The 24934-nt window shown below is 69.6% G+C and carries 17 protein-coding genes and 3 pseudogenes; 6 read left to right on the top strand and 14 right to left on the bottom strand.

The genetic code is table 11. From position 1 onward, the window contains the following. Positions 1–27 precede the first annotated feature (27 nt). Genes nuoK through QEG98_RS06125 form a run of 4 tightly spaced genes read left to right on the top strand, consistent with a single transcriptional unit; the run spans position 28 to position 5882 of the window. The gene (gene nuoK / locus QEG98_RS06140) at positions 28–330 is read left to right on the top strand and encodes an NADH-quinone oxidoreductase subunit NuoK (RefSeq protein ID WP_090485030.1); all 303 of its coding nucleotides are present in this window, start codon (positions 28–30) and stop codon (positions 328–330) included. Positions 331–352: 22 nt separating this feature from the next. Next, positions 353–2581, top strand: a complete 2229-nt coding sequence (gene nuoL, locus QEG98_RS06135) for an NADH-quinone oxidoreductase subunit L (protein WP_316566074.1) — start codon at positions 353–355, stop codon at positions 2579–2581. Next, positions 2578–4305: an NADH-quinone oxidoreductase subunit M gene (locus tag QEG98_RS06130; RefSeq protein WP_316566073.1), complete on the top strand. Its 1728-nt coding sequence runs from the start codon at positions 2578–2580 to the stop codon at positions 4303–4305. Before nuoL ends, QEG98_RS06130 begins: the two co-directional genes overlap by 4 nt. Positions 4306–4322: 17 nt before the next feature. Beyond that, complete coding sequence (locus QEG98_RS06125) at positions 4323–5882, top strand: NADH-quinone oxidoreductase subunit N (RefSeq protein WP_316566072.1); 1560 nt, start codon at positions 4323–4325, stop codon at positions 5880–5882. Positions 5883–5959: 77 nt separating this feature from the next. On the opposite strand, the gene QEG98_RS06120 is transcribed toward QEG98_RS06125, so the two are convergent. The 7 genes and pseudogenes from QEG98_RS06120 to QEG98_RS06090 form a co-directional block, all read right to left on the bottom strand. Then, positions 5960–6793 carry a GNAT family N-acetyltransferase gene (locus tag QEG98_RS06120; RefSeq protein ID WP_316566071.1) on the bottom strand — a complete coding sequence of 278 codons (834 nt, stop codon included), beginning with the start codon at positions 6791–6793 and terminating at the stop codon, positions 5960–5962. Positions 6794–7206: 413 nt separating this feature from the next. After that, entirely contained in the window at positions 7207–8652 is a 1446-nt protein-coding gene (locus tag QEG98_RS06115) for a sigma-54 dependent transcriptional regulator (protein ID WP_316566070.1), read from the bottom strand. Continuing rightward, positions 8649–11141: an ATP-binding protein gene (locus QEG98_RS06110; protein ID WP_316566069.1), complete on the bottom strand. Its 2493-nt coding sequence runs from the start codon at positions 11139–11141 to the stop codon at positions 8649–8651. The genes QEG98_RS06115 and QEG98_RS06110 overlap by 4 nt, the downstream gene beginning before the upstream one ends. Beyond that, a pseudogene (gene selB / locus QEG98_RS06105) lies at positions 11138–13052 on the bottom strand (selenocysteine-specific translation elongation factor). Before selB ends, QEG98_RS06110 begins: the two are co-directional and overlap by 4 nt. A gap of 19 nt (positions 13053–13071) precedes the next feature. Continuing rightward, positions 13072–13815: a phosphoribosyltransferase gene (locus QEG98_RS06100; RefSeq protein ID WP_316566068.1), complete on the bottom strand. Its 744-nt coding sequence runs from the start codon at positions 13813–13815 to the stop codon at positions 13072–13074. A 62-nt stretch (positions 13816–13877) separates the two neighbouring features. Further along, a complete protein-coding gene (locus tag QEG98_RS06095; RefSeq protein WP_316566067.1) occupies positions 13878–14909 on the bottom strand; it encodes a Leu/Phe/Val dehydrogenase in 1032 nt (343 codons plus the stop codon). A 34-nt stretch (positions 14910–14943) separates the two neighbouring features. Continuing rightward, positions 14944–15828, bottom strand: a complete 885-nt coding sequence (locus QEG98_RS06090; protein ID WP_316566066.1) for an Hsp33 family molecular chaperone HslO — start codon at positions 15826–15828, stop codon at positions 14944–14946. Positions 15829–16090: 262 nt separating this feature from the next. On the opposite strand from QEG98_RS06090, the pseudogene QEG98_RS06085 reads away from it, so the two are divergent. Continuing rightward, a pseudogene (locus tag QEG98_RS06085) lies at positions 16091–16762 on the top strand (succinate dehydrogenase); the annotation flags it as partial. A gap of 130 nt (positions 16763–16892) precedes the next feature. On the opposite strand, the gene QEG98_RS06080 reads toward QEG98_RS06085, so the two are convergent. Next, positions 16893–17390: a single-stranded DNA-binding protein gene (locus QEG98_RS06080; RefSeq protein ID WP_090485051.1), complete on the bottom strand. Its 498-nt coding sequence runs from the start codon at positions 17388–17390 to the stop codon at positions 16893–16895. Positions 17391–17600: 210 nt separating this feature from the next. Then, positions 17601–19847 (bottom strand): D-alanyl-D-alanine carboxypeptidase/D-alanyl-D-alanine-endopeptidase, encoded by a 2247-nt coding sequence (dacB, locus tag QEG98_RS06075; protein ID WP_316566065.1) that lies wholly within the window; start codon positions 19845–19847, stop codon positions 17601–17603. Positions 19848–20032: 185 nt separating this feature from the next. Between dacB and dtd the strand changes: the two genes are divergently transcribed. Next, positions 20033–20494 (top strand): D-aminoacyl-tRNA deacylase, encoded by a 462-nt coding sequence (gene dtd, locus QEG98_RS06070; protein ID WP_316566064.1) that lies wholly within the window; start codon positions 20033–20035, stop codon positions 20492–20494. On the opposite strand, the pseudogene QEG98_RS41700 reads toward dtd, so the two are convergent. From QEG98_RS41700 to QEG98_RS06035, 5 genes and pseudogenes are all read right to left on the bottom strand, one after another. Then, positions 20491–21331, bottom strand: a pseudogene (locus tag QEG98_RS41700) (hypothetical protein). The gene dtd and the pseudogene QEG98_RS41700 overlap by 4 nt on opposite strands. Before the next feature lie 33 nt (positions 21332–21364). Beyond that, positions 21365–21826 carry a PTS sugar transporter subunit IIA gene (locus tag QEG98_RS06050; RefSeq protein WP_090485059.1) on the bottom strand — a complete coding sequence of 154 codons (462 nt, stop codon included), beginning with the start codon at positions 21824–21826 and terminating at the stop codon, positions 21365–21367. Between the two features lie 433 nt (positions 21827–22259). Then, positions 22260–22928, bottom strand: a complete 669-nt coding sequence (gene hpf, locus QEG98_RS06045) for a ribosome hibernation-promoting factor, HPF/YfiA family (protein ID WP_090485061.1) — start codon at positions 22926–22928, stop codon at positions 22260–22262. 211 nt (positions 22929–23139) lie between these two features. After that, positions 23140–24024: an SDR family oxidoreductase gene (locus QEG98_RS06040; protein ID WP_316566060.1), complete on the bottom strand. Its 885-nt coding sequence runs from the start codon at positions 24022–24024 to the stop codon at positions 23140–23142. Positions 24025–24135: 111 nt separating this feature from the next. Beyond that, a complete protein-coding gene (locus QEG98_RS06035; protein WP_316566059.1) occupies positions 24136–24921 on the bottom strand; it encodes a hypothetical protein in 786 nt (261 codons plus the stop codon). Positions 24922–24934 lie beyond the last annotated feature (13 nt).

Below are 24934 nucleotides of genomic sequence, written 5' to 3'. Positions count from 1 at the left end.
GCCGCTCGCGAGGCCCCGAATCGGCCCATGGTTCCCATCACCTACTATCTCCTGCTTGCCGCCGCCCTGTTCTGCATGGGCATGTTCGGCGTGCTCGTTCGCCGCAACGCGCTGGTCGTCTTCATGAGCGTGGAGCTGATGCTCAACGCGGCCAACCTCACGTTCGTGGCCTTCGCGCGCATGCGCGGTGACGACCTCGGCCACGTGTCCGCCTTCTTCGTCATCGCGGTGGCGGCGGCGGAAGCCGCCATCGGTCTGGCCATCGTCATCGCCGTCTTCCGGAGCCGGGGCAGCATCCTGCTGGAAGACCTCCGGACGATGAAGCACTGATGCCCCCCCAGGAGCCACTGTCATGACTCTCGTCGAATTCTTCCGGGCGGCACCCGTGGCGCCAGACATCCTGGCGCCCTCGCTCTGGCTCATCATCGCGCTGCCCCTGCTGGGCGCGTTCATCTGCGGTGTGTTCGGCAAGATGATGGGCCGGGCCAACGTCCAGCTCGTCGCCTGTGCGGCGGTGGCCGGCTCCTTCGTCCTGAGCCTGTTGGCCTTCTGGGCCACCAGCCACCACAACCCCGAGACGGGTCGGCTGGCGGCCATCTTCCCCAACCCGTTCGGCATCGAGCGGGACTTCGTGCGCTACGCGCTCGCGTACGACTACGGCACCTGGTTCTCGGTGGGCGACTTCCGGGTGAACTTCGGGCTGATGGTGGACCATCTGTCCGGCATCCTGCTGCTCATCATCACCGGCGTCGGTTTCCTCATCCACCTGTACTCCACCAGCTACATGGAGCACGACGCCGCGTACTGGCGGTTCTTCGCGTACCTGAACCTGTTCGTCGCGGCGATGCTGACGCTGGTGCTGGCCGACAACCTGATCCTGCTCTTCGTGGGCTGGGAGGGCGTCGGCATGGCCAGCTACCTGCTCATCGGCTTCTGGTACGACGACCCGGCCAAGGCCTGGGCCGGGCGCAAGGCCTTCGTCACCAACCGCATCGGTGACTTCGCGTTCCTCATCGGCACCTTCCTGCTGGTGCTGCTGGTCTCCGCCTTCACCCAGCAGTCGAACGCGGCGGACTACAACACTGCCGGCACCACCGCGCAGCACTACACGGCCGCGCTGGAGCAGAAGGGCCCGGTGACGTTCAAGGGCCTGGAGAAGATGGCCGAGGGCCTGGTGGACGGCTCCGCGGACAAGGTCGACCTGAGCACCCCCATCGAGGCGGGCCCGCTGGAGGGTTACACCTTCGGCGGCGTGATGACGGCGGCCATGCTGCTGTTCCTCCTGGGCGCCGCGGGCAAGAGCGCGCAGCTGCCCCTCTACGTCTGGCTGCCGGACGCCATGGCCGGCCCGACGCCGGTCTCCGCCCTCATCCACGCCGCGACGATGGTGACCGCCGGCGTCTACCTGTTCAGCCGAATGTCCGCGCTGCTGGTGCTGAGCCCCACCGCCATGGCGACCATCGCCATCATCGGCGCGCTCACCTCGCTGCTGGCGGCGCTCATCGCCTTCGCGCAGGACGACATCAAGAAGGTGCTCGCCTACTCCACGGTGTCCCAGCTGGGCATCATGTTCATGGGCGTGGGCATGGGCATCTTCTGGGCGGCGGTGTTCCACCTGATGACGCACGCCTTCTTCAAGGCCTGCCTCTTCCTCGGCGCCGGCAGCGTGATGCACGGCAACGGCGACGAGACGGACATCAAGAAGCTGGGTGGCCTGCGCAAGGAGATGCCCTGGACCTGGGCCACCTTCCTGGTCGCCACCCTGGCCATCACCGGCATCATCCCGCTGTCCGGCTTCTTCTCGAAGGACGCCATCCTGCACGGCGTGCACCACAACCACCTGCAGGGCCTGGAGTGGGTGTCCAGCCTCGTCTACTACCTGGGCCTGCTCATCGCGGCGTCCACCGCGTTCTACATGACGCGCGTGTACCTGCTCACCTTCGAGGGTCCCCGCTCGAAGGAGGCCCGGGTGGCCCACGCCCATGAGAGCGCCTGGCAGATGACCCTGCCGCTGGTGGTGCTGGCGGTCCTGAGCGTGGTTGCCGCGCGGTACGCGTTCGGCATCGACTTCCTCAACATGACGGCGCAGCCGGTGCTCGACAACTTCCTGAGCCCGGTGTTCAGCGCGACCAAGCGCATCACCGACGCCAGCACGCTGGTGGCGCTGGACACCAGCCGCCCGCAGCTGGTGCCGGACTACCTCAAGGCCTGGGCCGTGGCCCTGGCGGGTGGCGGCGCGGCGGCCTTCCTCTACCTGCGCTACTTCCCTTCGCGCGTGGGTCAGCCGGATCCCGCCTTCATCCGCGCGGTGCGCCCCCTGGCGCTCAACAAGTTCTACGTGGACGAGCTCTATGAGCTGATTGTCATCCGTCCCGTGAAGTTCATGAGCTTCCTCCTCTTCCGCGTGGTGGACGCGCTCGTCATCGACACCGTGGCGGTCCGCGGCACGGCGTGGGTGACGGCGCGCGTGGGCAGTGCGCTCCGCTACGTGCAGTCGGGCGATGCCCAGGCCTACGCCGCTGTGATGGCCATCGCCCTGTTGGGCGGGATGGCCTACGCCCTCATCCAGGTGATGCAATGAGCTTCTTCGACAACCACCTGCTCAACCTCGTCGTCTTCCTGCCGCTGGTGTTCGCGGCGCTGGTGGCGCTGCTGCCGGCCGGCGAGAGCGGCCAGATTCGCACCGTCACGTTCATCGCCATGGTGCTGGACCTGGTGTTCGGGGTCTGGGCCTACATGACGTACGTGCCGGGCGGACCGGAGTTCCAGCTCGAGTACCGGGCGCGTTGGTTCGACCTGTTCGGCACCAGCTACCACATTGGCGTGGACGGCCTGGCCGTGAGCCTGCTGCTGCTCACCGTTTTCCTGGGGCCCCTCGTGGTGCTGGCGTCCACCACGTACATCAAGTTCCGCATCAAGGAGTTCCACCTGGCGCTGCTGGTGCTCCAGACGACGATGCTGGGCGCACTGGTGTCGCTGGACGTGCTGCTCTTCTACATCTTCTTCGAGGCCATGCTCATCCCCATGTACCTCCTGGTGGGTGTGTGGGGCGCCGAGGACCGCCAGATGGCGGCGGTGAAGTTCTTCCTCTACACGCTGGCCGGCTCGCTGCTGATGCTGGTGGCCGTCATCGCCGTGTACTTCATCAGCGCGCCGGTGGGTGCCCGCTCCTTCGACTACGCGAGCATCTACAACGGCCTGCTGGACGCCAACCGCCAGCTCAGCGCCTGTACTGCAGCGGGCACGTGCGACTCGCTCACGGGACTGGCCGCCACGCTGCATACCTGGGGTCCGTGGCTGTTCGCGGCGTTCGCCATCGCGTTCGCCGTCAAGGTCCCCATGTGGCCGCTGCACACCTGGTTGCCGGACGCGCACGTGCAGGCGCCGGTGGCTGGCTCCATGATTCTGGCCGGCGTCACCCTGAAGATGGGGACCTTCGGCTTCTGGCGCTACGCGATTCCCTTCTTCCCGGTGGCCACGCAGCAGGCGCGGCCCTTCCTGGCCACGCTGGCCGTCATCGGCATCGTGTACGGCGCGCTGATGTGCCTGGCGCAGCGGGACATCAAGAAGCTGATTGCGTACTCGTCGGTCAGCCACCTGGGCTACTGCATGCTGGGCATCCTGGCGATTACGGCCGAGGGCGCCACGGGCAGCGCGTACCAGATGCTCAACCACGGTGTGTCCACGGGCGCGCTGTTCCTCCTGTTCGGCTACCTGTACGAGCGGCGCCACTCGCGCCTGATGGCGGACTACGGTGGCATCGCGAAGGTGATGCCGGTGTTCACCGCGGCCTTCGTCATCATCACCTTCTCCTCCATCGCGGTGCCGGGTACCAACGGCTTCATCGGTGAGTTCCTGGTCCTGCTGGGCACCTTCAAGAGCGACCTGGGCGAGGCCGCGGGCAACCCGCACCTGACGGCGGTGTTCGGCGCCTTCGCCACGCTGGGCGTCATCCTGGGCGCCGCGTACATGCTGTGGATGGTGCAGAAGGTGTTCTTCGGTGGAATCACCCACCGGGAGAACCAGCACCTGACGGACATGAACCTGCGCGAGGGCCTCACGGTGCTCCCCTTCATCGTCCTGGTCGCCGTGATGGGTCTGCAGCCGCAGCCCTTCCTGGACCGGCTGGAGCCGTCCACGGACCGCTTCCTGGCCCGCGCCCGCGTGGGCACGCCGGGGGCCGAGTTGCAGGAGGACCGGCTTCGGGTAGAGGTGATGTCCCTGCCATCCCGTCAGGTTGTCGCCGCGCCGTCCGCGCCCGTTCCGTTGGCCGCCGCCCCGGCCGTTCCCTCGCCGCGGCAGTAGCCGCCTGAGCTTCCGACATGAACCTGCCCAATCTCAGCCTGGCAGACTTCCTCCCGCTGCTGCCCGCCATCATCATGGTGGTGGGTGCCTCCATCCTGCTGCTGTCGGAGGTGTTCCTCTCCACGACGGCGTCGCGCGCGTACCAGGCGGTGCTCACCGTGGTGACGGCGGTGGCGGCAGGCGCCATGGCGCTGACGACGATGTTCGAGCCACCCCAGGAGGTGATGCTCGGCTTCGGCGTGATGGACCCCTTCTCCAGCTTCCTCACCTTCGTGGTGTGCGTGGGTCTGGCGCTGGCGACCCTGAGCTCGGTGAGCTTCCTGCGCAAGCGCGGCGCGGAGCGCGGTGAGTTCTACGCGCTGATGCTGTTCGCCTCGGCGGGCATGAGCCTGCTGGCGATGTCGAACGAGCTCATCACGCTCTTCGTCAACATCGAGGTCCTCTCCCTCTCCACCTACGCGCTGACGTCGTACCTGCGGCGTGGCACGCGGCCGAGCGAGGCGGGCTTCAAGTACTTCATCCTGGGCGCCTTCTCGTCCGCGGTGCTGCTCTACGGCGCGGCGCTGCTGTACGGCGCCACCGGCACCACCCACCTGACGGCCATGGCCGGTCCGCTGTCCACCGCCATGTCGTCGCAGCCGGGCCTGGTGTACGCGGGCATCATCCTGGTGATCACGGGCTTCGCCTTCAAGGTCGCCGCGGTGCCGTTCCACATGTGGACGCCGGACGTCTACGAGGGCGCGCCGACGCCGGTCACCGCGCTGATGAGCGCGGGCGTGAAGGCGGCCGCCTTCGCGGCGATGGTCCGCGTGTTCTTCATGGTGGGCAAGGGCGTGGACCCGGAGATGCTGCTGAGCCTGTTCTCCGTGCTGGCCTTCCTCACCATGGTGGCGGGCAACCTGCTGGCGATTCCGCAGCGCAACGTGAAGCGCATGCTGGCGTACTCGTCCATTGCCCACGCCGGCTACCTGCTGGTGGGCGTGGCCGCCCTCTTCGTCACCGGCCCGGGCGAGCAGTTCCGCCTGCTGGGTGCGTCCGCGCTGACGGGCGGCACCCCGCTGGACCTGGCCCGCGCGGAGGCGCTGCGCGGCATCCTCTACTACCTGCTGGCGTACACGTTCAGCGCGGTGGGCGCCTTCGCCATCGTCTCCGTCCTGGAGCGTCGCGAGGACGAGGAGAAGGGCACCGCCTGGGACCTGGAGCGCTTCAGCGGGCTGGCGCAGCGCAAGCCGGGCTGGGCCTTCGCGATGGCGGCCTTCATGCTGTCGCTGGGTGGCATCCCGCCCACCATCGGCTTCATGAGTAAGCTGCTCATCTTCCAGGCCGCCGTGGACGCGGGCCTCATCGGCCTCACCATCGTCGGCGTGCTCTCCAGCGCGGTGGGCATCTATTACTACCTGCGCGTGGTGGTCTACATGTTCATGCGGCCGGTGCCGGAGGGCGCGCAGGCGCTCGAGAAGAGCTGGTCCACCGAGCTGGCGCTGGTGCTGTCCACCGCGGCGGTCGTGATTCTGGGCATCATCCCCGGTCCCATCATGGGCTGGCTGGAGCAGGCCAGCAGCATCTTCGGCCAGTAGCCTCCCGCCTCCGCTGTCACACCCCGCCCGCCCCGGCTTCGCGCTCGGGCGGGCGTCGTGTTTTCAGCGCCCCTGATTCAGGGCGCCGCGTCCACCAGCGAGCCGCGAAGCTCCAGCGTCTCGAGGCGAGTCTGCGCTCCCGCCGCGCGGAGCAGGTGCACCAGGGGCGCGTCATCCGCCACCGTGACATTCAGCGCGGACACGCCCTCCTCCAGCCGGCCGAAGGCCTCTTCGAGCAGTGTCCGCGCATGCCCGGGAGACACCGCGAAGAAGGGAAACAAGCTGGGACCGGGGCGCAGGTCCATCATCCCCAACCACCGGCGCGCAGGGACTTGAGGGTCGATGAGCCCCAGCAGCCGGTGCGAGTCACTGGCCGCGGAGGCCGCCAGCTTGCCGGGAATCATCCCGAAGGCCTCCGTCAGCGCGCCGCAGTCCTCCAGTGACACCGGCACCACGGCCCCGTCCGGTGACGCGGGGGAGCGCCGCCGGTGGGCCCGCGTCACCCGCAACGTGGTGGCCTCGCGCGCCGGCCGCATTCCCAGCGAGGTGTAGAGCTCGAGCGCGGGCGTGTTGTCCCGCTTCACGTTGAGGACCCAGCGGGTGCACCCATGTGCGCGAAAGTGCCCGGCCAGGTGCGTCATCATCCTCCGCCCCAGTCCCTGCCCCCGGGCGAACGGCGCCACCACCAATTGCCTCACGTACCCGAAGTCCCCCAGGACGTTCGTCACGGCGTAGGCGCCCACACCCTGGGGACCTTCGGCGAACAGGGAGCGCTGAGCGATTTCCGCCGCCCACACGGGCTCAGGCGGCGGGGGCTCATCCACCCCGAGTTCAAGAAACAGCCGGGCAAAGACAGCGTGGTCTTCCAGCCGACCGGGACGCAGCACCCACTGAGATTCAGAGGAACCCACCTGCACTTCCTTTCGTCGCGAGCCGAGGCAGCTACGAACGCGGAAAAGAAGGCGGCCCGACACCCCAAAGAGGTGCCGGGCCGCGGGTCTTCTCAAGGTGACTCACCGGAAGTGCTGAAGGGGTGGGGGGGAACCGCCTTCAGCCTCGCTTCGATGTGTCCCGCGGATTCCTTTAGCAGTCGCCGTGCCAGCAGCCTCGCGGGGAGAAACTCTAGTTTTCTCAAGCACTTGAAGAACTAGCTGACGCTGCCCCTGCCCTGCCGCTCCATTTCATGACTGCAATGGAGTTTCAGATGTGAAAAAGACGAGTAAATCTAGCTACTTACCTTTTTCACCTATGAACCCGTCCATTTCGGATCTGAATCCATGGCCGCGGGAAAGTTACATGGGTGAGTCTTCCTCCTACTCCAGGGCTATTCCCGGGCCAGCTCACTGGGAGGTCGGAGGTTGAGCCGCTTCATCTTCCGCCAGAGCGTGGTGGAGGAGACGCCGAGCTCATCCGCGACGCGCGCCAGGTCCACCCCGTGCCGCTCCAGGGCCTGGGTGATGGCGTGGCGCTCCGCCTCTTCCACCACCTGGGCCAGCGTGGGCCCGGCGCTGGCGTTGCGCCCGAGCGCCCCGCCCTGCCCGTCCAGGAAGGCGACGCTGGGGGTGCCATGGGCCGGCGTCATGCGGCCCTGCCGCACGGGGAAGTCCTCGGGCAGCAGCTCATCGCCCTCCGCGAGCGCGGCGGCCTGCTCCACCAGGTTCTCCAGCTCGCGCACGTTGCCGGGGAAGCCGTAGCTCATCAGGTGAGACACCGCGGCGGCGGAAAGGCGCTTGGGATTGGGGCTGCGGGCATTGGCCCGCTCCAGGAAGTGCTCCGCCAGCGCAGGCACGTCCTCCAGGCGCTCGCGCAGGGGCGGGACGCGGAGGGCCACCACGTTGAGGCGGTAGTAGAGGTCCTGCCGGAAGCGCTTGTCGCGCACCTCCAGCTCGATGTCCCGGTTGGTGGCGGCGACGATGCGCACGTCCACGCGCAGCGCGGTGGACTCACCGACGCGGCGGACCTCGCCCTCTTGCAGCGCGCGCAGCTTGGACTGGAAGGTGGGGCTGGTCTCCGTCACCTCGTCGATGAAGAGCGTGCCGCCGTCCGCCTCCTCGAAGAGGCCCCGGCGGGACTTCACCGCGCCGGTGAAGGCGCCCTTGGCGTGGCCGAACAGCTCGCTCTCCAGCAGGGATTCGCTGATGGCCGCGCAGTTGACGGGCACGAAGGAGCGGGCCTTGCGGCGGCTGTGCGCATGGAGCGCGCGAGCCACCAGCTCCTTGCCCGTGCCGCTCTCGCCCTGGATGAGGACGGTGGCGTCGCTCTGCGCCACGCGCATCAGCCGCGTGGTGAGCTCGCGCATGGCGGCGCTGCGCCCCACCAGGGCGGACAAGCCGTGGCGCTGGTTGAAGTCGGTGGTGAGGTTGTCCACGTCGCGCAGCAGGCGCGCGCGCTCCAGGGCGCGCTCCACGCGGTAGCGCAGCTCGCTCTCCTTGAAGGGCTTGGTGACATAGTCGTAGGCCCCCAGGCGCATGGCCTCCACGGCGCTCTCGATGGAGCCGAAGGCCGTCATCATGATGACCTGGAGCCGGGGTGCCACCTCCAGCGCGCGCCGCAGGAGCGTGAGCCCGTCCATGGGCTCCATCTTCAGGTCCGTCAGCAGCAGGTCGATGCTGCCGCTGGCGAGCTGGGCCAGGGCTTCCTCGCCGGTGGCGGCCTCGAAGACGGTGTAGTTCTCCGCCCGAAGCAACAGGGCGGTGGTGGCGCGCATGTTGCGCTGGTCGTCCACGACGAGGAGCCGTCCTCGGGTCGGCGGAGTGTTCGCGTCGGTCATGGGAAGGACGGAGGCTGCGAGAACGGCAGCCGGAAGGTGAAGGTGGTACCGCGCCCCGGAATACTGTCCACGGCGATTTCGCCCCGGTGCTCCTCGAGGATGCGCCTGACGACGGCCAGGCCCAGGCCGGTGCCCTGGGCCTTGGTGGTGAAGAACGGCTCGAAGACGCGGTGGAGCAGCTCGGCGGGGATGCCCGGGCCCTGGTCCACCACGTCGATGCGCAGCTGCTCGCGCCCCGCGTGGGCTTCACGGCGCGCGCGAACCTGCACGAGTCCACCCTGCGGCATGGACTGGATGGCGTTGACCGCCACGTTGACCAGCGCCTGTCGGATGAGGCGGCGGTCCATGGGCACCGGCGGCAGGCCGGGCTCCACGTCGGATTGGATGCGGATGGAGCGGTCCGCGCCGCCGCCCTGCATCCGCGCGGCCTCCAGCGAATCCTGGAGCACGCGGCCCAGGTCCTCCTGCTGGAGCACCGGGTCCCTGGGACGCGTGTAGTCCAGCAGGTCACCGACGATGCGGTTGAGCCGGTCGCTCTCCTCCCCCAGGATGTCGAGCAACATGGCCGCGTCCCCGCCCGGCACCAGCAGCCGGCGCAGCGAGGCCACCGCGTTGAAGATGACGCCCAGCGGATTGCGCACCTCGTGGGCGACAATCGCGGACAGCTCGCCCAGCGCGGCCAGCCGCTCACGCTTCACCATCTCCGCGCGCGTGGCGGCCAGCTCCGCGTAGCTGGCCCACAGTGACTCGTACAAGCGCGCGTTGGCGATGGACAACGCCAGCTGGCCACACGTGGCCTCCGCCAGCTCGATGAGCTCCGGACCGAAGGCGCGCGGGCCCCGCGTGTCGTCCACCACCACCACGCCGATGAGCTCCTCGCGCGAGGTGAGCGGCAGCGCCAGCAGCGCCTTCTCGTCGAAGCGGTGCGCGAGCTCCGGGTTGAAGCCTCCGTCCGCGGCGGACACGTCCTCCACCGCGATGGGCCTGCGCTCACGCGCCACGCGCGCCGCCAGGCCGTCTCCATGGAGGGGCAGCACCACCGTGCGGAAGTAGTCGCGGTGCGCGATGGAGGCCGCGGCGCCACGCAGCAGCCGGGCGCTCTCGTCGTACAGCAGGATGTAGCAGTTGGACACGTCCAGCAGGCGGACGAGGAAGTCGGCGGCCACGTCCAGGATGCTCGACGTCTCCAGCACGCCGGACGTGGTGCGCGCCAGATCCAGCAGGAGGCGCGTCTCGGCCAGCTGGCGCGAGGACTCGGCCCTCAGCCGGCGCTGCTCCAGCAGCGTCACCAGCAACTCCGACAGCGTGCCCAGCAGGCGCAGGTCCCGCTCGTCGAAGGGCCTCCCCGGCGCGCGCAGCACCTGGAGCCTCCCGCACACCCCGCCGCCGCGAATCAGACACACCGCCGCGCCCGCCCCCAACCGCCCTCCGGACTGCTCCACCAGCGGGGCCTCGTCCGCGGACGAGGACAGCGCGCCCTCCGCGCCACACGACAGCACGCCCGTGAGCCGGCGCGCGTCCGCCGCGTCCTGAAAGCCCACGTGTGAGGACAGCATCAGCGTGGCTTCGGGAGGCGTCGAGAGGTGAAGGGCCGCGGCGTCCGCCTGGAGCAGTGAAGCGACGCGCTCCAGGAAGTCCTCCTGCGTGGGCGGAGACGGCTGCGCGACGAAGCGCGCCATCTGCGCGACCGCCTCCATCTCCCAGCGGCTGCGCGCGCTCTCCGCCTGCACGCGCGCGTCCGCCAGCGCGGCGCCCACCACCTTGGCGAAGAGCATCAACACCGAGCCATGGTGAGGCGCCACCCAGTGGCCCTCCACCCACAGCACCTCGGCCTGGGGGCCGCCCACGGGCAAGTAGACGTGGGTGGGTGCGGCCTGGTCCGAGCCACCAAAGACGGGGCGCCCGTCCGCGAGCGACTCCAGCCCCAGGCGCGCATCCTCCGGCAGGGGCTCCCCATCCCGAGCCAGCAGGCCCTCGCCGTCCCAGCGCAACAGCCGGGCCCGGAAGCCCGCGGCCTCCAGGCCCTTCAGGGCGACACGGCGGACGGCGTTCTCCGAGTGCGCGGACACCAGCCCCGCGGAGGTCTCCACCAGCCGCTCGGCCACCGACATCTCCGGCGGCCGGTTCTCCATGGGCACGCAGTTGAGCAGCAGGCCCCCGCCCCCGCGCTCCAACACGAAGCGGGACGCGGTGACGGCCACCTCGCGCGCCACGCCACCCGCGCAGGGGACCTGGAAGAGCTGGGAGCCCTCATGGAGCGGCGCACCGGCCTCCACCCGCCAGTAGCGCTCGACCACGCGGCTGCGGTCCTCCGGCTGGATGAAGTCCATGACGGAGCGGCCCTCCACCTGGGCGCGTTGCAGGCCGAGCAACGCGACATAGGCGTCATTGGCCACGAGCACCCGTCCCTCCACCACCGCCAGCATGGGGTTGCGGAAGGTGTCGACGAGGACGCGAAGCCCTGCCTCGCTGTAGCGCTTGGTACTCATCCGCGACGCAGCACCCGCTTCTCTCCTACCCGGAGCGTGACCTTCTCCCGGTCGAAGTACTCGGACAGGGGGATGACGAACTTGCGGCTTTGCCCCACCATCTCCTTGAAATCCTGGGTGGTAATCTCCTTCTTCTCGCGCAGGTGGGCAACCAGGCGCTCGCGCAGTGACGCCAGCGCCCCGGCCGCGAACCACAAGCCCTCCGAGACGCGCACCGCCGCGCCCTCCACCACCATGACGCCCAACAGCTCACGCAGCCGGGAGGCGGGAAGCTGGAGCTTCTGCTCCAGTTCGGGAAGCGAGGAGGCGCCAGGGCCGCGGCGGACAGCTCTGCCGCCAGCCGCGCCCGAGCGGCGGTGTCCCCCAGGCTCAGCGTGCGGCCGCGCCCCTTGAGGCGTACCACGTCCCGCTCCAGTTCCACCCGTCCTCCTTCCACCAGGGACTGCAACACCCGCTGGAACGCCCGCGCGTCCAGCGCCGAGGACAATCGCTGCCGCAGCTCCTCGCGGGACAGGCCTTCGCGAAGGGGTCGCGCTCATGGAAGGTGGCCAGCAGCGCCAGGGCGCGGCCCTGCAACGCCTCGAAGACCTCGCCGGAGAGGTACAGCCGCCGCTCCCGGTCGATGAGGAGCGCGCCACCCCGCGCCCCCAGCAACTCCAGCGCGCGCGTGAGGACCCGGGGCCCCAGCGCCGAGCGGCCGAACAGCTCCGGCTGCGTCAGCCCGCGATAGCCCGCCTGCCGCAGCAGCCAGGCCACCTGCCCCGCCGGGTCCGCCTCCAGCAGGGGCGCCACCGCCGACGCGCCGCCTTTGCGCCGCTTCGGCGGGGAGAGGGACAGGATGCGGCCTCCCGCCACCGTGGCGCCTCGGCCCGGAAGGGCTCGCGCGCCGCGCAGGATGAAGCGCTGGCCCACCAACGCCCCCACGGAGGCGCCCAGCCGCAGCTGCGCCAGCGTCGTCTCGCCGGGCTCCAGCCGCTCCACATCCAACAGCGCCACCGTGGCCTCCACCTGCGCGGTGCCCAGGTGCAGCAGCAACTTCGAGCGACGAGGCAACGGCGACGGAGCCGCGGGCAGCAACGTCAACTCGACGTCGAGCATGCGCGTCTCCGGCAGCTCGCCCGCGCGCACCAGCACCATCCCCCGGCGCAGCGCCTCCGGCTCCACGCCGGCGAGGTTCACCGCCGCGCGCTGTCCCGCCTCCACGACGGACACGGCGTCGCCATGCCGCTGCACCCCGCGCACGCGCAGCGGACCGGGCAACCCAGGCAGGAGCGACACCGCGTCATCCACCGCCAGCGCTCCCGACAGCAGCGTGCCCGTCACCACCGTGCCAAAGCCCTTGATGGTGAACACACGGTCGACTGGCAAGAAGGCGGGGCCCTCCGAAGGCCGCTCGGGCAGCGCCGCCGCGGCCCGGGTGAGCGCGGCGCGGAGCGCGTCCACTCCCGCACCCGTTCTGGCGGAGCAGGCCACCACGGGCGCCGACTCCAGGAAGGTCCCCGCGGTGAGCGCGGCCAGGTCGGCCTCCACCAGCGCGCGCCACTCCGGGCCCAGCTCCGCCAGCGTGTCCGACTTGGTGAGGGCGATGACGCCGGCCCTCACGCCCAGCAGCCGGCAGATGTCCAGGTGCTCGCGCGTCTGGGGCATCACGCCCTCGTCCGCGGCCACCACCAGCACCACCAGGTCCACGCCGCCGGAGCCAGCGGCCATGGCCTTCACGAAGCGCTCGTGACCCGGAACGTCCACCACGCCGGCCACGGTGCCGTCATCCAGCGTCAGGTGGGCGAAGCCCAGCTCCAGGGTGATGCCGCGGCGCTTCTCTTCCTTCAGCCGGTCGGTGTCGATGCCGGTGAGCACCTTCACCAGGGACGTCTTGCCATGGTCGATGTGGCCCGCCGTCCCGACAATCATGGCGTCACCGCGCCAAGGCTCATGCGCCAGCCTTGTCCGGGTCCTCGTCGAAGCGCGCGTCGCCGGTGGACGGCTCGTAGTCCCAGGGGAAGACCATGAGCGAGGCGGTGGAGAGCGCCGAGTAGTCCGGCGAGAAGCCACCGGGCTTCGTCACGAGGCACGCGGTGGCCACCTTCTTCGCGCCCGCCTCGCGCGCCAGAGCGGTGGCCAGCTCCAACGTGTCACCGCTGGAGGCCACGTCATCCACAATCAACACGCGGCGGCCCTTCAGCTCCGCGGGCATCTCCCCGGCGAGCTGCGGCGTCTTCGACGTACGAGGCGCGGCGCTGCCCCGGTCCCTGCTCCGGCGGCTGATGCGCACGGGGAAGAACGGGCAGCCGAGCGCCCCCGCCAGCGCGCCGCCCACGAAGACGCCGCCGTGGGCCACACCGACCACCACCTGGGGTTCGAAGGTCTCCTTGATGGAACCCGCGAGCTGCTGGACCGCGCGGTCGAACTCCTTCCAGGACAGCTCCTTCACGCCGCTGGACGCGGACCGGCCTCGGGACTGGTCCTTCCCCGTCGGCTGGCGCGGGGCCTCCACCTGCGGCGCCAACACGACGTCCGCGGGAATGGAGACGAGCTTCTCCGCCTGGACCGCAGGGGACTTCTTCGTAGAGGCCTTCTCGGTGGACCTGCTCTGCCGTTTGGTCGCCACGGCGCTGAACTCCGGCTGGGGTGTGTGCGGCCCCGTCATACTCCGAGGGCCGCACGGTGGCCACATCCGGCCACACCCCAGACGTCGCCTTTGTCTCGCGGCAATACACGCACTGCGTGCGTGAGCGCTCAGCCGGCCAGCCGCTCCTCGACCATCCGGTCCGCCACCTGCTCGGGGCGCAGGCCGGATTCCTTCGCGCGGGCCAGCACCGTGTCGATGGTGTCGAAGATGAGGGAGGCGCGGGCGTACGCCTTGTCCCGGTCATACCCCGCCCACTCCTGGGCCACGTTGATGAGGCCGCCGGCATTGGCCGCGTAGTCGGGCACGTAGAGGATGCCGCGCCGGGCCAACTGCTCGCCGTGACGCGACGTGAGCAGCTGGTTGTTGGCCGCGCCGCACACCGCCTTCACGTTCAGCAGCGACAGGGTGGTGTCGTTGATGGCGCCGCCCAGCGCACAGGGGGCGTAGATGTCCGCCTCCATCCGATGCAGTGCGTCGGCGTCCACCGCCGTGACGCCGTACTGCGTCACCGCGTGCTGCACGCTGGCGGGGTTGATGTCGCTCACCCACACCTTGGCGCCGCGCTGGTGCAGCTCCTTCACCAGGTACATGCCCACGTGGCCCACGCCCAGCACGGTGACGCGCAGGCCCTTCAGGTCCGGGCTGCCGAAGACGTGCTTCGCCGTGGCTTCCATGGCGCGCGCCACGCCATACGCCGTCACCGGCGACGGGTCTCCGCTGCGCTCCTTCAGCCCAACGACATACTTCGTATGGCGGCGCACGTGCTCCATGTCGTCGGGGCTGGTGCCGCTGTCCTCGGTGGTGATGTAGCGCCCGCCCAGGGACTCCACCGCGCGGCCGAAGGACTCGAAAATCTTCTCACGGTCGAAGCTGCCGCGCGGCAGCATGATGACCGCCTTGCCGCCGCCGTGGGGCACCCCCGCGAGCGCGGCCTTGTATGTCATTCCGCGCGCCAGCCGGAGCGCGTCCGCGACGGCTTCCTCCTCGCTGGCATAGGTGGACAGCGCGCGAGTGCCGCCCAACCCCGGACCGAGCCGCGTGTTGTGCATGCCCACAATGGCACGCAGGCCCGACTTCGAATCACTCAACAGGTGGACGGCTTCGTAGCCGCCCTCAAGCAACTGCGTGAAGTAGCTCATGGCGCGCGGCAAGTACCGTCGCGCCTCGTGCAAGTCAAATGGCGCCGCGCTCCAACATGCCGCGGATTTCGTCTCCAGGAATGACATAGCGCGTCGTGCAGAACTGGCACGTCGCCTCCGCCTGCCCTTCCTTCTCCAGAAGGTCCGTCAATTCCTCACGTCCCATGGCCAGGAGCGCGCGCAGCACGCGGTCCTTGCTGCACGAACAACCGAAGCGCAGCGGGTAACGCGACATGACCTCGAAGTCGGGCTCCGGCAGCAGCGCGCGCAGCACGGCCGCTGCCCCCGCCTCGCCGTGCGCCTGGAGCGAGGGCACGAAGTCACGGCGCAGCCGCTCCCCCAGCGCCGCGAAGGCCTCCATGTCCGCGCTGGGAAGCGGCTGGACGAGCAGGCCGGCGACGCGGCCCAGCGGCTCCGCGGCCCCGCCTTCCGGCAGCTGCGCCAACAGCACATGTGACGGGAGCTGATCCGACTGACGGAAGTAGCGCTCCAGATCGGCCGCCAGGTCGAAGGCCTCCAGCTCCACCGCGGAGCGGTAGTACTCGCCGCCGCCCAAATCCCGCAGCACGGACAGGAAGCCCTTGTTCCCCAGCACGGGGCGCCAATGGTACTGCCCGTCGTTCCCGGAGTACTCCACGTAGGTGTTCTTCACGTACCCGCGGACGAGCCCGGACGTGTCCCCATCCACGAAGAGGCCGCGCAGGGGGCCGTCACACTCCACCTGGATGTTGATGCGGGCGTCGCCCTTCTGCAGGGCCCCCATCAGGGCAGCGGCGGTGAGGGCCTGCGACAGGAGCACGGCGGCGGCGGGCGCGGTGCCATGGGTGGCACGCGCCTGGCGCGACAGCTCCGTCGTGGTGGCGAGCACCACGCGCAGGTCCGTGTTCTTCAACATTCCACTGAGAAGCTCGTCGGACATATCGATGGCAACTAGCGTGCCCGAGCCCGCATTGCCCGCCAACGACAGAAGGCGGGGCCCCCTGCGCCCGGCAGTAGGGCAGCAGTGGGGACCGGGGTGACGCATAAGGTCAGCCTTATGCCTCCGTGTGGGTGTGCTGGCATGCCGGGGTGAGGAAGAAATCCAGCCCGGGCGCTGGACCGGCTATAAACCGCCGTCCGACTGTCACTTGCCCTCGACCGTGGACGCGGCAAGACGCCCGCGCACCGCCGCTGGAGATTCGATGAGCACCCAAGCCGCTGCCGCAGTAGAAACGAAGACACCGCTCCTCAAGTCCCGCCTGGGCTCGTTCCTCGCGGTGGTTCCCCTGTCCATCTGGGTCGTCAACCACCTGTGGGACAACCTCTCCGCCTTCAACGGCGCGGACGCCTGGCAGAAGTCGGTGACGACGTACGCCAACCCGTTCTCCCAGGTCTTCACCTTCCTCATCGTCCTGCTGCCGCTGCTGATGCACACCGGCTGGGGCCTGGTGCGCCTGTTCAGCTTCCGGCCGAACAACGCCCGCTACAACAACTACGGCAACCTCAAGTACATCCTCCAGCGCATCACCGCGGTGGGCGTGCTGGCCTTCCTGGGCGCCCACATCTGGCTGGCCTTCCTCTACCCGCGGCTGGTGCTGGGTCACCCGGAGGCGTTCGACGACATCGCCCGGGAGATGCACCACCACGCGCCCACCCTGGTCGTCTACCTGCTGGGCACCCTGGGCACCTCCTACCACCTGGCCAACGGCCTCCAGGGCTTCGCCATGGGCTGGGGTCTGCTCTCCAGCGAGCGCTCCATGCGCAAGTTCGAGCCGGTGGTCATCATCCTCTTCCTGGTCCTGACGGCGATGAGCTGGGCGGTCATCTACGCGCTCTACACCGCGGGCGCCGCCTTCAGCCCCGTGGGTGCCACCCTCCGTGACGCGGCCCGGGCCCGGCGCTCCCGGGCCTGGAAGTCCAGGCGCACGAAGCACACCGGCCGCCCCCGAGACTTCCGGGGAGCGGCCGGTTTCATTTCCAGGGCGCCGCTGGCGTCAGCCGGGCCTAGAAGGGGATGTCGTCGTCGCCGTTGCCGCCGCCATGGCCACCGCCCATGTCGTCCGGAGGCGGCTGACCGTAGTCGTTGTTGTCTCCCCCTCGTGGCTGGGAGAACTGCCGGCGGCCACCGCCCCCGCCCCCGCCGCCCATGCCGTCTCCGGCGTCACGGCCACCACCGCCGAGGAACGTCACGGCGTTGGCCACCACCTCGGTGGTGTAGTTCTTCCGGTTCTCCTTGTCCGTCCACTCGCGCGTCTGCAGGCGGCCCTCGACGTAGCACTGCCGTCCCTTCTTCAGGTACTCGCCGCAGAGCTCCGCGAGCTTTCCCCAGACGACGATGCGGTGCCACTCGGTCCGCTCCTGCTTCTGGCCATTCTTGTCGACCCAGCTCTCGCTGGTGGCGATGCGGAAGTTCGCCACCGCCTGACCGCCGGGAGTGAACCGGACCTCCGGGTCCGCCCCGAGGTTGCCGATGAGGATGACCTTGTTCACGCCTCCAGCCATGACTGCATTCCTTTCTCACGAGAACCGGTCCACCGAGGACCGGTTACACCCCGGACGCACCCGCCGGGTTTGATTCCCACCTATAGCAGTGGGTACTGACACCCAGCCAGAAAGCCGCCTTCTTCCTGGGTGTCGTACGCCCGCCTGCCACCCGGCCAGGGAGGCAGGCCCGGCCGGAGGGAACTCGCGAGAAACACAGCGGATTCCGGCCTACCCGCCCGGGCGGTTGTCGGCGGTGGAGGACTCGGGCGCGTTGCCCGCGGGCGCCACCATCTGCACGGGGGTGAAGCCCTCCGGCGTCTTCGCCGGGGCCTTGGCCTCCGCCACCTTCTGCGACAGCGTGGAGTCCAGCCCCTTGGCGAAGGACGCCAGCCGTGGGTCCGAAGCGCCCAGCGTGCGGCGCAGCGACTTCCAGAAGGGGTGGTCCGCCTGCCCCGCCTGCACCAGCCCCCGCGCCAGCAGCGTGGTGCACGCGTCCCGGTCACTGGCGCTGGCGGCCCGAAGCGCCACCACCAGCTCCTCCGGCGCGGTGCGGGCCACCTCGCCCAGGGCCTCGGCCATCTCCGACTGGGCCTGGGCGTCCGAGCCCGCCGCGCCCGCCAGCTCCAGCACCCGGGCCAGCGCCTCGGCGTTTCCGCCCGCCGCCAGCTCCACCATGCTGCTGACGCCCGGCACCTCCACGGACAGCACCCGCGCCACGTCCTTCAGCCGGCCGTAGACCTCGGCGGTGGCCGAATAGCTGTCCAGCAGCGTGCGCGCGCCCAGGTAGTCGTGCGGGTTGGACTGGTAGAGGCTCTCCGCCAGCACCGCGCGCACGGCCGGGTCTCTCTCGCTGCGCCACGCGGTGCGCAGGAAGCCGATGTTGCGCTGGTCGCGCTGCGCGCCCAGGTCCAGGTACGTCTTGATGCGAGCGGCCACGTCGTCCACGGCGCCCGAGGGCCGCCCGCTGTCCGCCAGCGCGGCCACCGCCGTGGACGGCCCCAGGCTGGAGCCGGTGGCGGCCACCGCCGCGCCCAGCGCGTCCAGGCCCGCGACGATGGGACCGGCGCGGCCCGCGAAGTCGTTGGCCATGATGGAGAAGGTGAAGCGCTCCCCGCCCGCGCTCGTCACGTAGCCGCTCAGCGCGGACACGCTCTCCAGGGTGCCCGTCTTGGCGCGCAGCCGGCCCACCGCGTCACTGCCCTCGAAGCGGTACTTGAGCGTGCCGTCCTTGCCCGCGATGGGCACCGACGACAGGTACTCCGGCGAGAAGGGGAAGCGCTGCACCATGTGCCGCAGCAGCTGGTTGAGCTGCGTGGCGGAGAAGCGGTTGGCGTCGTTCAGCCCGCTGCCGTTCTTCATCACGTAGGTGCCGCGGGGGATGCCCACGTCGCGCTCCAGGAACTGCTCCACCACGTCCACGCCCTTGGTGAAGGAGCCCGGCGAGCCGCGCAGCTCGGCGCCCATCGTCTTGAGGAGCTGCTCGGCGACGAAGTTGCTGGACAGCTTGTTGAGGCGCTTGAGGAGCACGTCGAACGTGTCCGACTGCGACACGTGCAGCATGCGGGCCTTGGTGGACGTCTTGCCCAGCTTCACCTTGCCCTTCATCTTCACGCCGCGCGTCACCAGCATCTGCTTGAGCGACTGGCCGAAGTACATGGGCGGGTTGTCGATCTTCTTCCAGACGCTGACGGCGCCGCCGCGCTCCCCCGGGAGCTGGCCGCGCACGACAATCTTCTGCTGGAGGCCGGCGGGGTCCGACGTGACGGACACCCGGCGCGCGCGCCGAGGCCCGGTGGTGAGCTGGTTCTCCACCACGAAGTAGTCGCTGGGCGGCTCCATCTCCACCACGCCCTTGGCGCCCGGCGCGTTGCCGGGCCGCAGGTAGATGGCCACCGCGTTCCAGTTGAGGCTCACCGCGCCGGTGGGCGCCATGTAGGCGCGGTCCGTGTCCTCCTGGTCATAACCGGGCGGCGTGCGCTCGGCGTCGAACCACGAGTCATCCACCACGATTTCGCCCACGTCGCGCACGCCGGCGTGCCACAGCTCCGCGACGATGCCCCACAGGCGCTCCGTCGTCATGGACGGGTCGCCCTTGCCGCGCACGTAGAGCGTCTTCACCTTGCCGTCCGCGCCCAGCTCCGGCTCCACCAGGAACTCGGTGTCGTAGCGGAACTCGGGCCCCAGCGACGCGAGCGCGGCGGCGGACGTCACCAGCTTCACGTTGGAGGCGGGGTTGAGCAGTTCGTCGGCGTTGTGGCTGAACACCACCGCGCCGTCGTCCAGGCTCTGCATGAGCACGCCCATGCGACTGGCCTTCAGTGGCGCGCGCTGGAGGACCTGCAGCAGCGCGGCCTTGAGGGCCTCGCGGTCCGCGCGCTTCTCCGCTGGAGCGGGCGCGGCGTGCGCTGCGTGAGAAAGCGACAGGAAAATAATGGCCGACACGGCCAAGATGGAGCTGGCTCGATGGACCTGCACACTCTCTCCGGGGAAGTCAGGTGCCATTATGCGGAACGGGGCAAAAGACGGGCAAGGGTGAGTGGCTGCGTGAGTCCACGTCTGGGCGCTCGCTCTTCCAGCAGGCGGAAACCTGACATTCCAACTGTAACGGCGTGACTGACGCGGGCCCCCGGTCAGACACGCGTGTCCACGAGGTGACTTCGATGAGAGCGGTGGTGCAGCGCGTGCTGGAGGCGTCAGTGACGGTGGAGGGCCAGCGCGTGAGCGACATCGGCCCGGGCCTGCTGGTGCTGCTGGGCGTGGGCAAGGGCGACGCGGAGGCGGACGTGGCGTGGATGGTGGAGAAGCTGGCCACGCTGCGCATCTTCGAGGACGCCGCGGGGAAGATGAACCTGTCGCTGGAAGACACGTCCCGGCAGCTCATCGTCGTCAGCCAGTTCACGCTCTACGGCGACGCGCGCAAGGGGCGCAGGCCCAGCTTCATCGACGCGATGGAGCCCGTGAGCGCCAAGGCCCTCTATGAGCGCACCTGTGAGCTGCTGCGCCAGCGCGGCCTGAGCGTGGGCACCGGCATCTTCGCCGCGGACATGAAGGTGGCGCTCGTCAATGACGGCCCCGTCACGCTGCTGCTGGAGAGCCCCGGGGCAGCCGCGCCCAAGGGCTAGATTCGGACGCCGGAGCCCTTCGTCACCAGCGCCGCCAGCCCCTGCTTCGCCAGCGCCGCGCCGCGAAGGTGCGCGGTGAGGGCGCCCAGCTCGCGAATCCAGTTGGCCGCGCGGGGCCCCAGGCCGGAGAAGGCCACCGTGAGCGGCGGCGGCTGCGGCTGCTTGCCCAGCCAGTACGCCAGCACCTCCTCCTTCTCCGGCAACGACGGCAGCTTCATCCGCGCCTGCTCGCGGGTCAGGAGCCGCTCCAGCTTGCGCGGCAAGTTCACCTGCCAGTGCGCCACCTTCTTCGCCGGGCGCCGGCCCAGTCCGCGAAGGCGTAGCGTGTGCCGGGGAGTATTCGCCCCGACCCTGGGTGGTGAACACCGTCCGGCGGGAACTCCGGGAAGGGCTCCCACAGGCCCGCGAGCAGCGAGGCCAGCCCCACGTCCTCACGCGGCCGGAAGCGGAAGCGATCCCTGACGTCGCGCGAGCCCCGCGCGTCCCAGTAGGGATAGTCCGCCTCCTCCACCATCAGGGCCGGTGCAGGGCCTCGTCCCAGCCGTCCGCGTAGCCCGCCTCCGCATCACCGACCTCCCAGCCCGCGGGGCCTTCGGTCCAGTGCAGGAAGACGAGCCGGTCCACCAGGTCCGCCCAGGGGTCCGCGTCCACGGAGCCCACGCCGCCGGGCAGCGCCGTGGAGAGCATCCGCTCGCAGAGCATGCGCGCCTGACCATCCCCCAGTTGCTCCTGCAGGGACTCCAGCGCGCCGGGGGCATCCCCCATGGCCCGCTGGAAGAAGGGCAGCAAGTGTTCGTGGAAGAAGCGGTCGCTGATGGGTCTCAGGACGACGTCCATGGTGCGGATGTTCCCCCCGGAACGCACGCCCACTCAAGGCCGTGCGTCTTCCTGGACGATGAGGGCGTGGATGTCCGCGGCCGTGGGCGCCTCGAGGATGGCGGCCCGGAAGCGCGGGTTCTTGAAGAGACGGGAGATGCGGGCCAGGGCCTTGAGGTGGACCCCCGCGCTGTTCTCCGGCGCCACCAGGGCGAAGAACAGGTGGGTGGGCTTGCCGTCAATGGCCTCGAAGTCCACGCCCGCACGCGACACGCCGAAGGCGGCCTGGAGCTGCCCCATGCCCGGCAGCTTGCCGTGGGGGATGGCCACACCCTCGCCGATGCCCGTGCTGCCAAGCTTCTCGCGCTCGCGCAGCACCTCCACCAGCCGGTCCGCGGTCAGCAGCGGATGGGCGCGCACCAGCGTGGCACTCAGTTCTCGCAGGACTTCAGGCTTCGTCCGCGACTGCATGTCGGCGATGACGGCTTGGGGGCTGAGGAACTCGGCGATTCTCACTGACGCTCCCGCGCTGGCGCTCCTGGTTGGCGGCAATTACTCCCCACCCCTCTTTAGCGCAAGGGTGGCCTGTCTGGATGCGCGCTCTCCGCACTCACTGCGCATCATGACGCGGAAGGGAAACCCGTCCCACGGGAGGTAGGGACTTCCCATGAAGCGTCTGTTCCTGTCGACTGTCATCGACATCGCGTCGAGGGCGACCGGCGCATGCTCGCCGGGTGGCCCCCACCCGCGTCCAGGCTCCCTTCGGAAGCGGCCTGGTGGACCGCCCCGCGGCGGGACGTGGGCGCGGGGCCCCATGGGCCCCCCACCGACGCCCTCCAGCACGCGGAGGCATTCGAATCAGCGTGACGCGGCGGACTTCCCGCCGTCACACGCCGTCACCCCACTTCACCGGGTGACGGCGCGCGGAAGGTCAGCGGTCAGCGACGGCTCAGGTCCCCGTGGCGGCGATCGCCGGGGCGTGCGGCTCGATGAGGCCGTACTGGCCATCCTTGCGCCGGTAGACGATGCACAGCGACTCCGACGCCACGTTGTGGAAGACGTAGAAGTCGTTGTCCATCAGGTTCATCTGCATCACCGCATCATCCACGGTGAGCGGCTTGACGGTGAGGTGGGTGGCACGCACCTCGCGCGCCGCCTGCGACGAGGCCGCGGGCTGCGCGGGCACGACGGCGGCGGGTTTCGGCGCATCTTCACTCGCGGAGGCTTCGGCCAGCGACGTCAGCGTTTCCACGTCCGGGAGCTCGAACACGGCGTGGCGGACCCGGAGCTGCTCCACCAAATCATGCCGGTGGTGGACGCGCTCACGGCCATGGTGCGACTTCAGCTTGTCACGGTAGCGCCGCAGCTGGCGCTCGATCTTGTCCATCGCCAGGTCGATGGACGCGTACATGTCATCGCTCTTGTCGCGGCCCCGAAGGACCCACGCGCCGGAGTGGATGGTGATGTCCGCATGGTGGAGGTGGCGTTCCAACGACAGAACCACATGGGCCTCGCCGGCTCGGTCCAGCAACCGGTTCACCCTTTCGACCTTCTCGCGTGCGTACTCCTTGAGGGAATCGGACGCTCCGAACTGACGGAAGGTGATGTTGAACTGCATGCGTGGCTGCCTCCTAGGGTGAGAGGTGAGCTCCGTGACGGATCTGAAACTTTCCCAGCCCTGGAAAGCAACCCGCCCCACCAGGTTGCCTGTTCCCGGACACACCGCCCGTCCGAGGCAGGACATCCCGCCTGCACCTCGCGTCACTGGCAATGGCCCCTGTTTGGAACCATGCCAGGACGCGCCCGGTGACATCACGCGCCGCGTCAGCTCACGCGAGCAGCCGCCCGCCCGTCACGCCCAGCACCTCCGCGTTGACGTAGCGGGACTCATCCGAGGCGAGGAACACGTAGGACGGCGCCAGTTCCGCGGGCTGCGCGGGGCGGCCCATGGGCGAGTCCTTGCCGAATTTGGACGTCTTCTCCGCATCGAACGACTGAGGGATGAGCGGCGTCCACACGGGGCCCGGCGCCACGGCGTTGACGCGGATGCCCCGCTCAATGAGTTCCCGTGCCAGGCCCTTGGTGAAGTTGACGATGGCGCTCTTGGTGACGGCGTAGTCGAGGATGGCGGGCGAGGGGTCATACGCCTGGATGGAGCTGGTGTTGATGATGGTGCTCCCCTCCTTCATGTGCGGCAGCGCGTGGCGCACCAAGTGGAACATCGCGAGGATGTTGGTGCGGAAGGTGCGCTCCAGGCGCTCGGGGTCGAAGTCCTCGAAGCGCTCCACCGCCTCGCCCTGGTACGCGGCGTTGTTGACGAGGATGTCGATGCGCCCGAAGCGCTTCACGGTGTCCTCCACCAGCTTGCGGCACTGGGCCTCCACCGACAGGTCACCGGGCAGCAGCAGGGCCTTGCGCCCCGCGTCCTCCACCACGCGCTTCACCTGCTGGGCGTCGTCCCCTTCACTGAGGAAGGACACCGCGACGTCCGCGCCCTCGCGCGCGAAGGCCGTGCACACCGCGCGGCCAATGCCGCTGTCGCCGCCGGTGATGAGCGCCACCCGGCCCTCGAGCCGGCCCAGTCCCTTGTAGGACTGTTCGCCGTAGTCAGGCTCCGGGGCCATCCGCCCCTCGTGGCCGGGGTGCGGCTGCGACTGCTTGGGAAAGGGCGGCTTGGGGCCGGCTTCACGCGGGTCAGGGTTCTTCTGGGCCATGTCTGGGTCCTTTCCGGAAGGAAGTACCCAGGCACGGTGGGGGTGGCGGTACCCAGCGGCAATCAAGCCCGGGATGTTCCGGGCCCGCTCCCCCGCCCGCTCCCCAGCCCCTCACTGCACGTTGACGACCCGCTCCTCGGAGTGGAACACCGTCGCCTCGCACGTGGCGACGCCCGTGCACTCCAGCACCTCGCCGGGCGCGGTCGCGCTCAGGGTGAGCAGGTGGGCGGCGACAGGCGTCGTCGGCAGCAGGGTGAAGCGGACGACCGACTCTTCCTGCTCCGTGGGGATGGTGGCCGTGGCGCTCCCTCCCTCGCGCAGCAGGGTGGCCGCGGCGCGGCTGGGGACCTCGCCCTCGGGCAACCACCGGAACGAATACTCCTGGCCGCGCGTGAGCCGGTCCTCGGCGCCGGGGCCCTGGAAGGAGAAGAGGCGCTTGGCCTTTCCGTTCTTCAGCACCAGGGTGATGGTGTGCGTCCCGTCCTGGAGGACGATGCGGGCGTCCGCCATGGGCTCCCGCACCCAGACGTTGGGGTCGAAGTCGTAGTAGGCCCGCGTGGGCACGCACACGTCGCGGCCCGCGGTGCCGTCCACCCCGCCCCGCTCCAGTGCCATGGGCTGGCCGTTGAAGGTGGCCGTGACGCCCTCGCGAAGCTCGGTGCACCGGTCCCCTTCCGCCGCTTGCGAGAAGGTGACGGTGACGCGGTGGGCGCCCGGCTCGTCCACGCCCTCGAAGATGTCCACGTCCGACTGGGACAGCGTCAGCGTCCGGTCGGAGAGTCCCGCCAGGTCCACGACTTCCGAAGTGAGGCTGCTGCCACAACCCGACAACAGGCCCACCGCGACGAAGGCCCCCGCCGGGATGCGAAGAAGGTTGCGACGAAGAATGGGATTCATGCGCCGCCGCACC

This window comes from Myxococcus sp. MxC21-1 (assembly GCF_032612255.1).
GTDB classification, from domain to species: domain Bacteria; phylum Myxococcota; class Myxococcia; order Myxococcales; family Myxococcaceae; genus Myxococcus; species Myxococcus virescens.
Note: the sequence above shows the minus strand (reverse complement) of the source record. Positions and strands in the feature narration are given on the sequence as shown.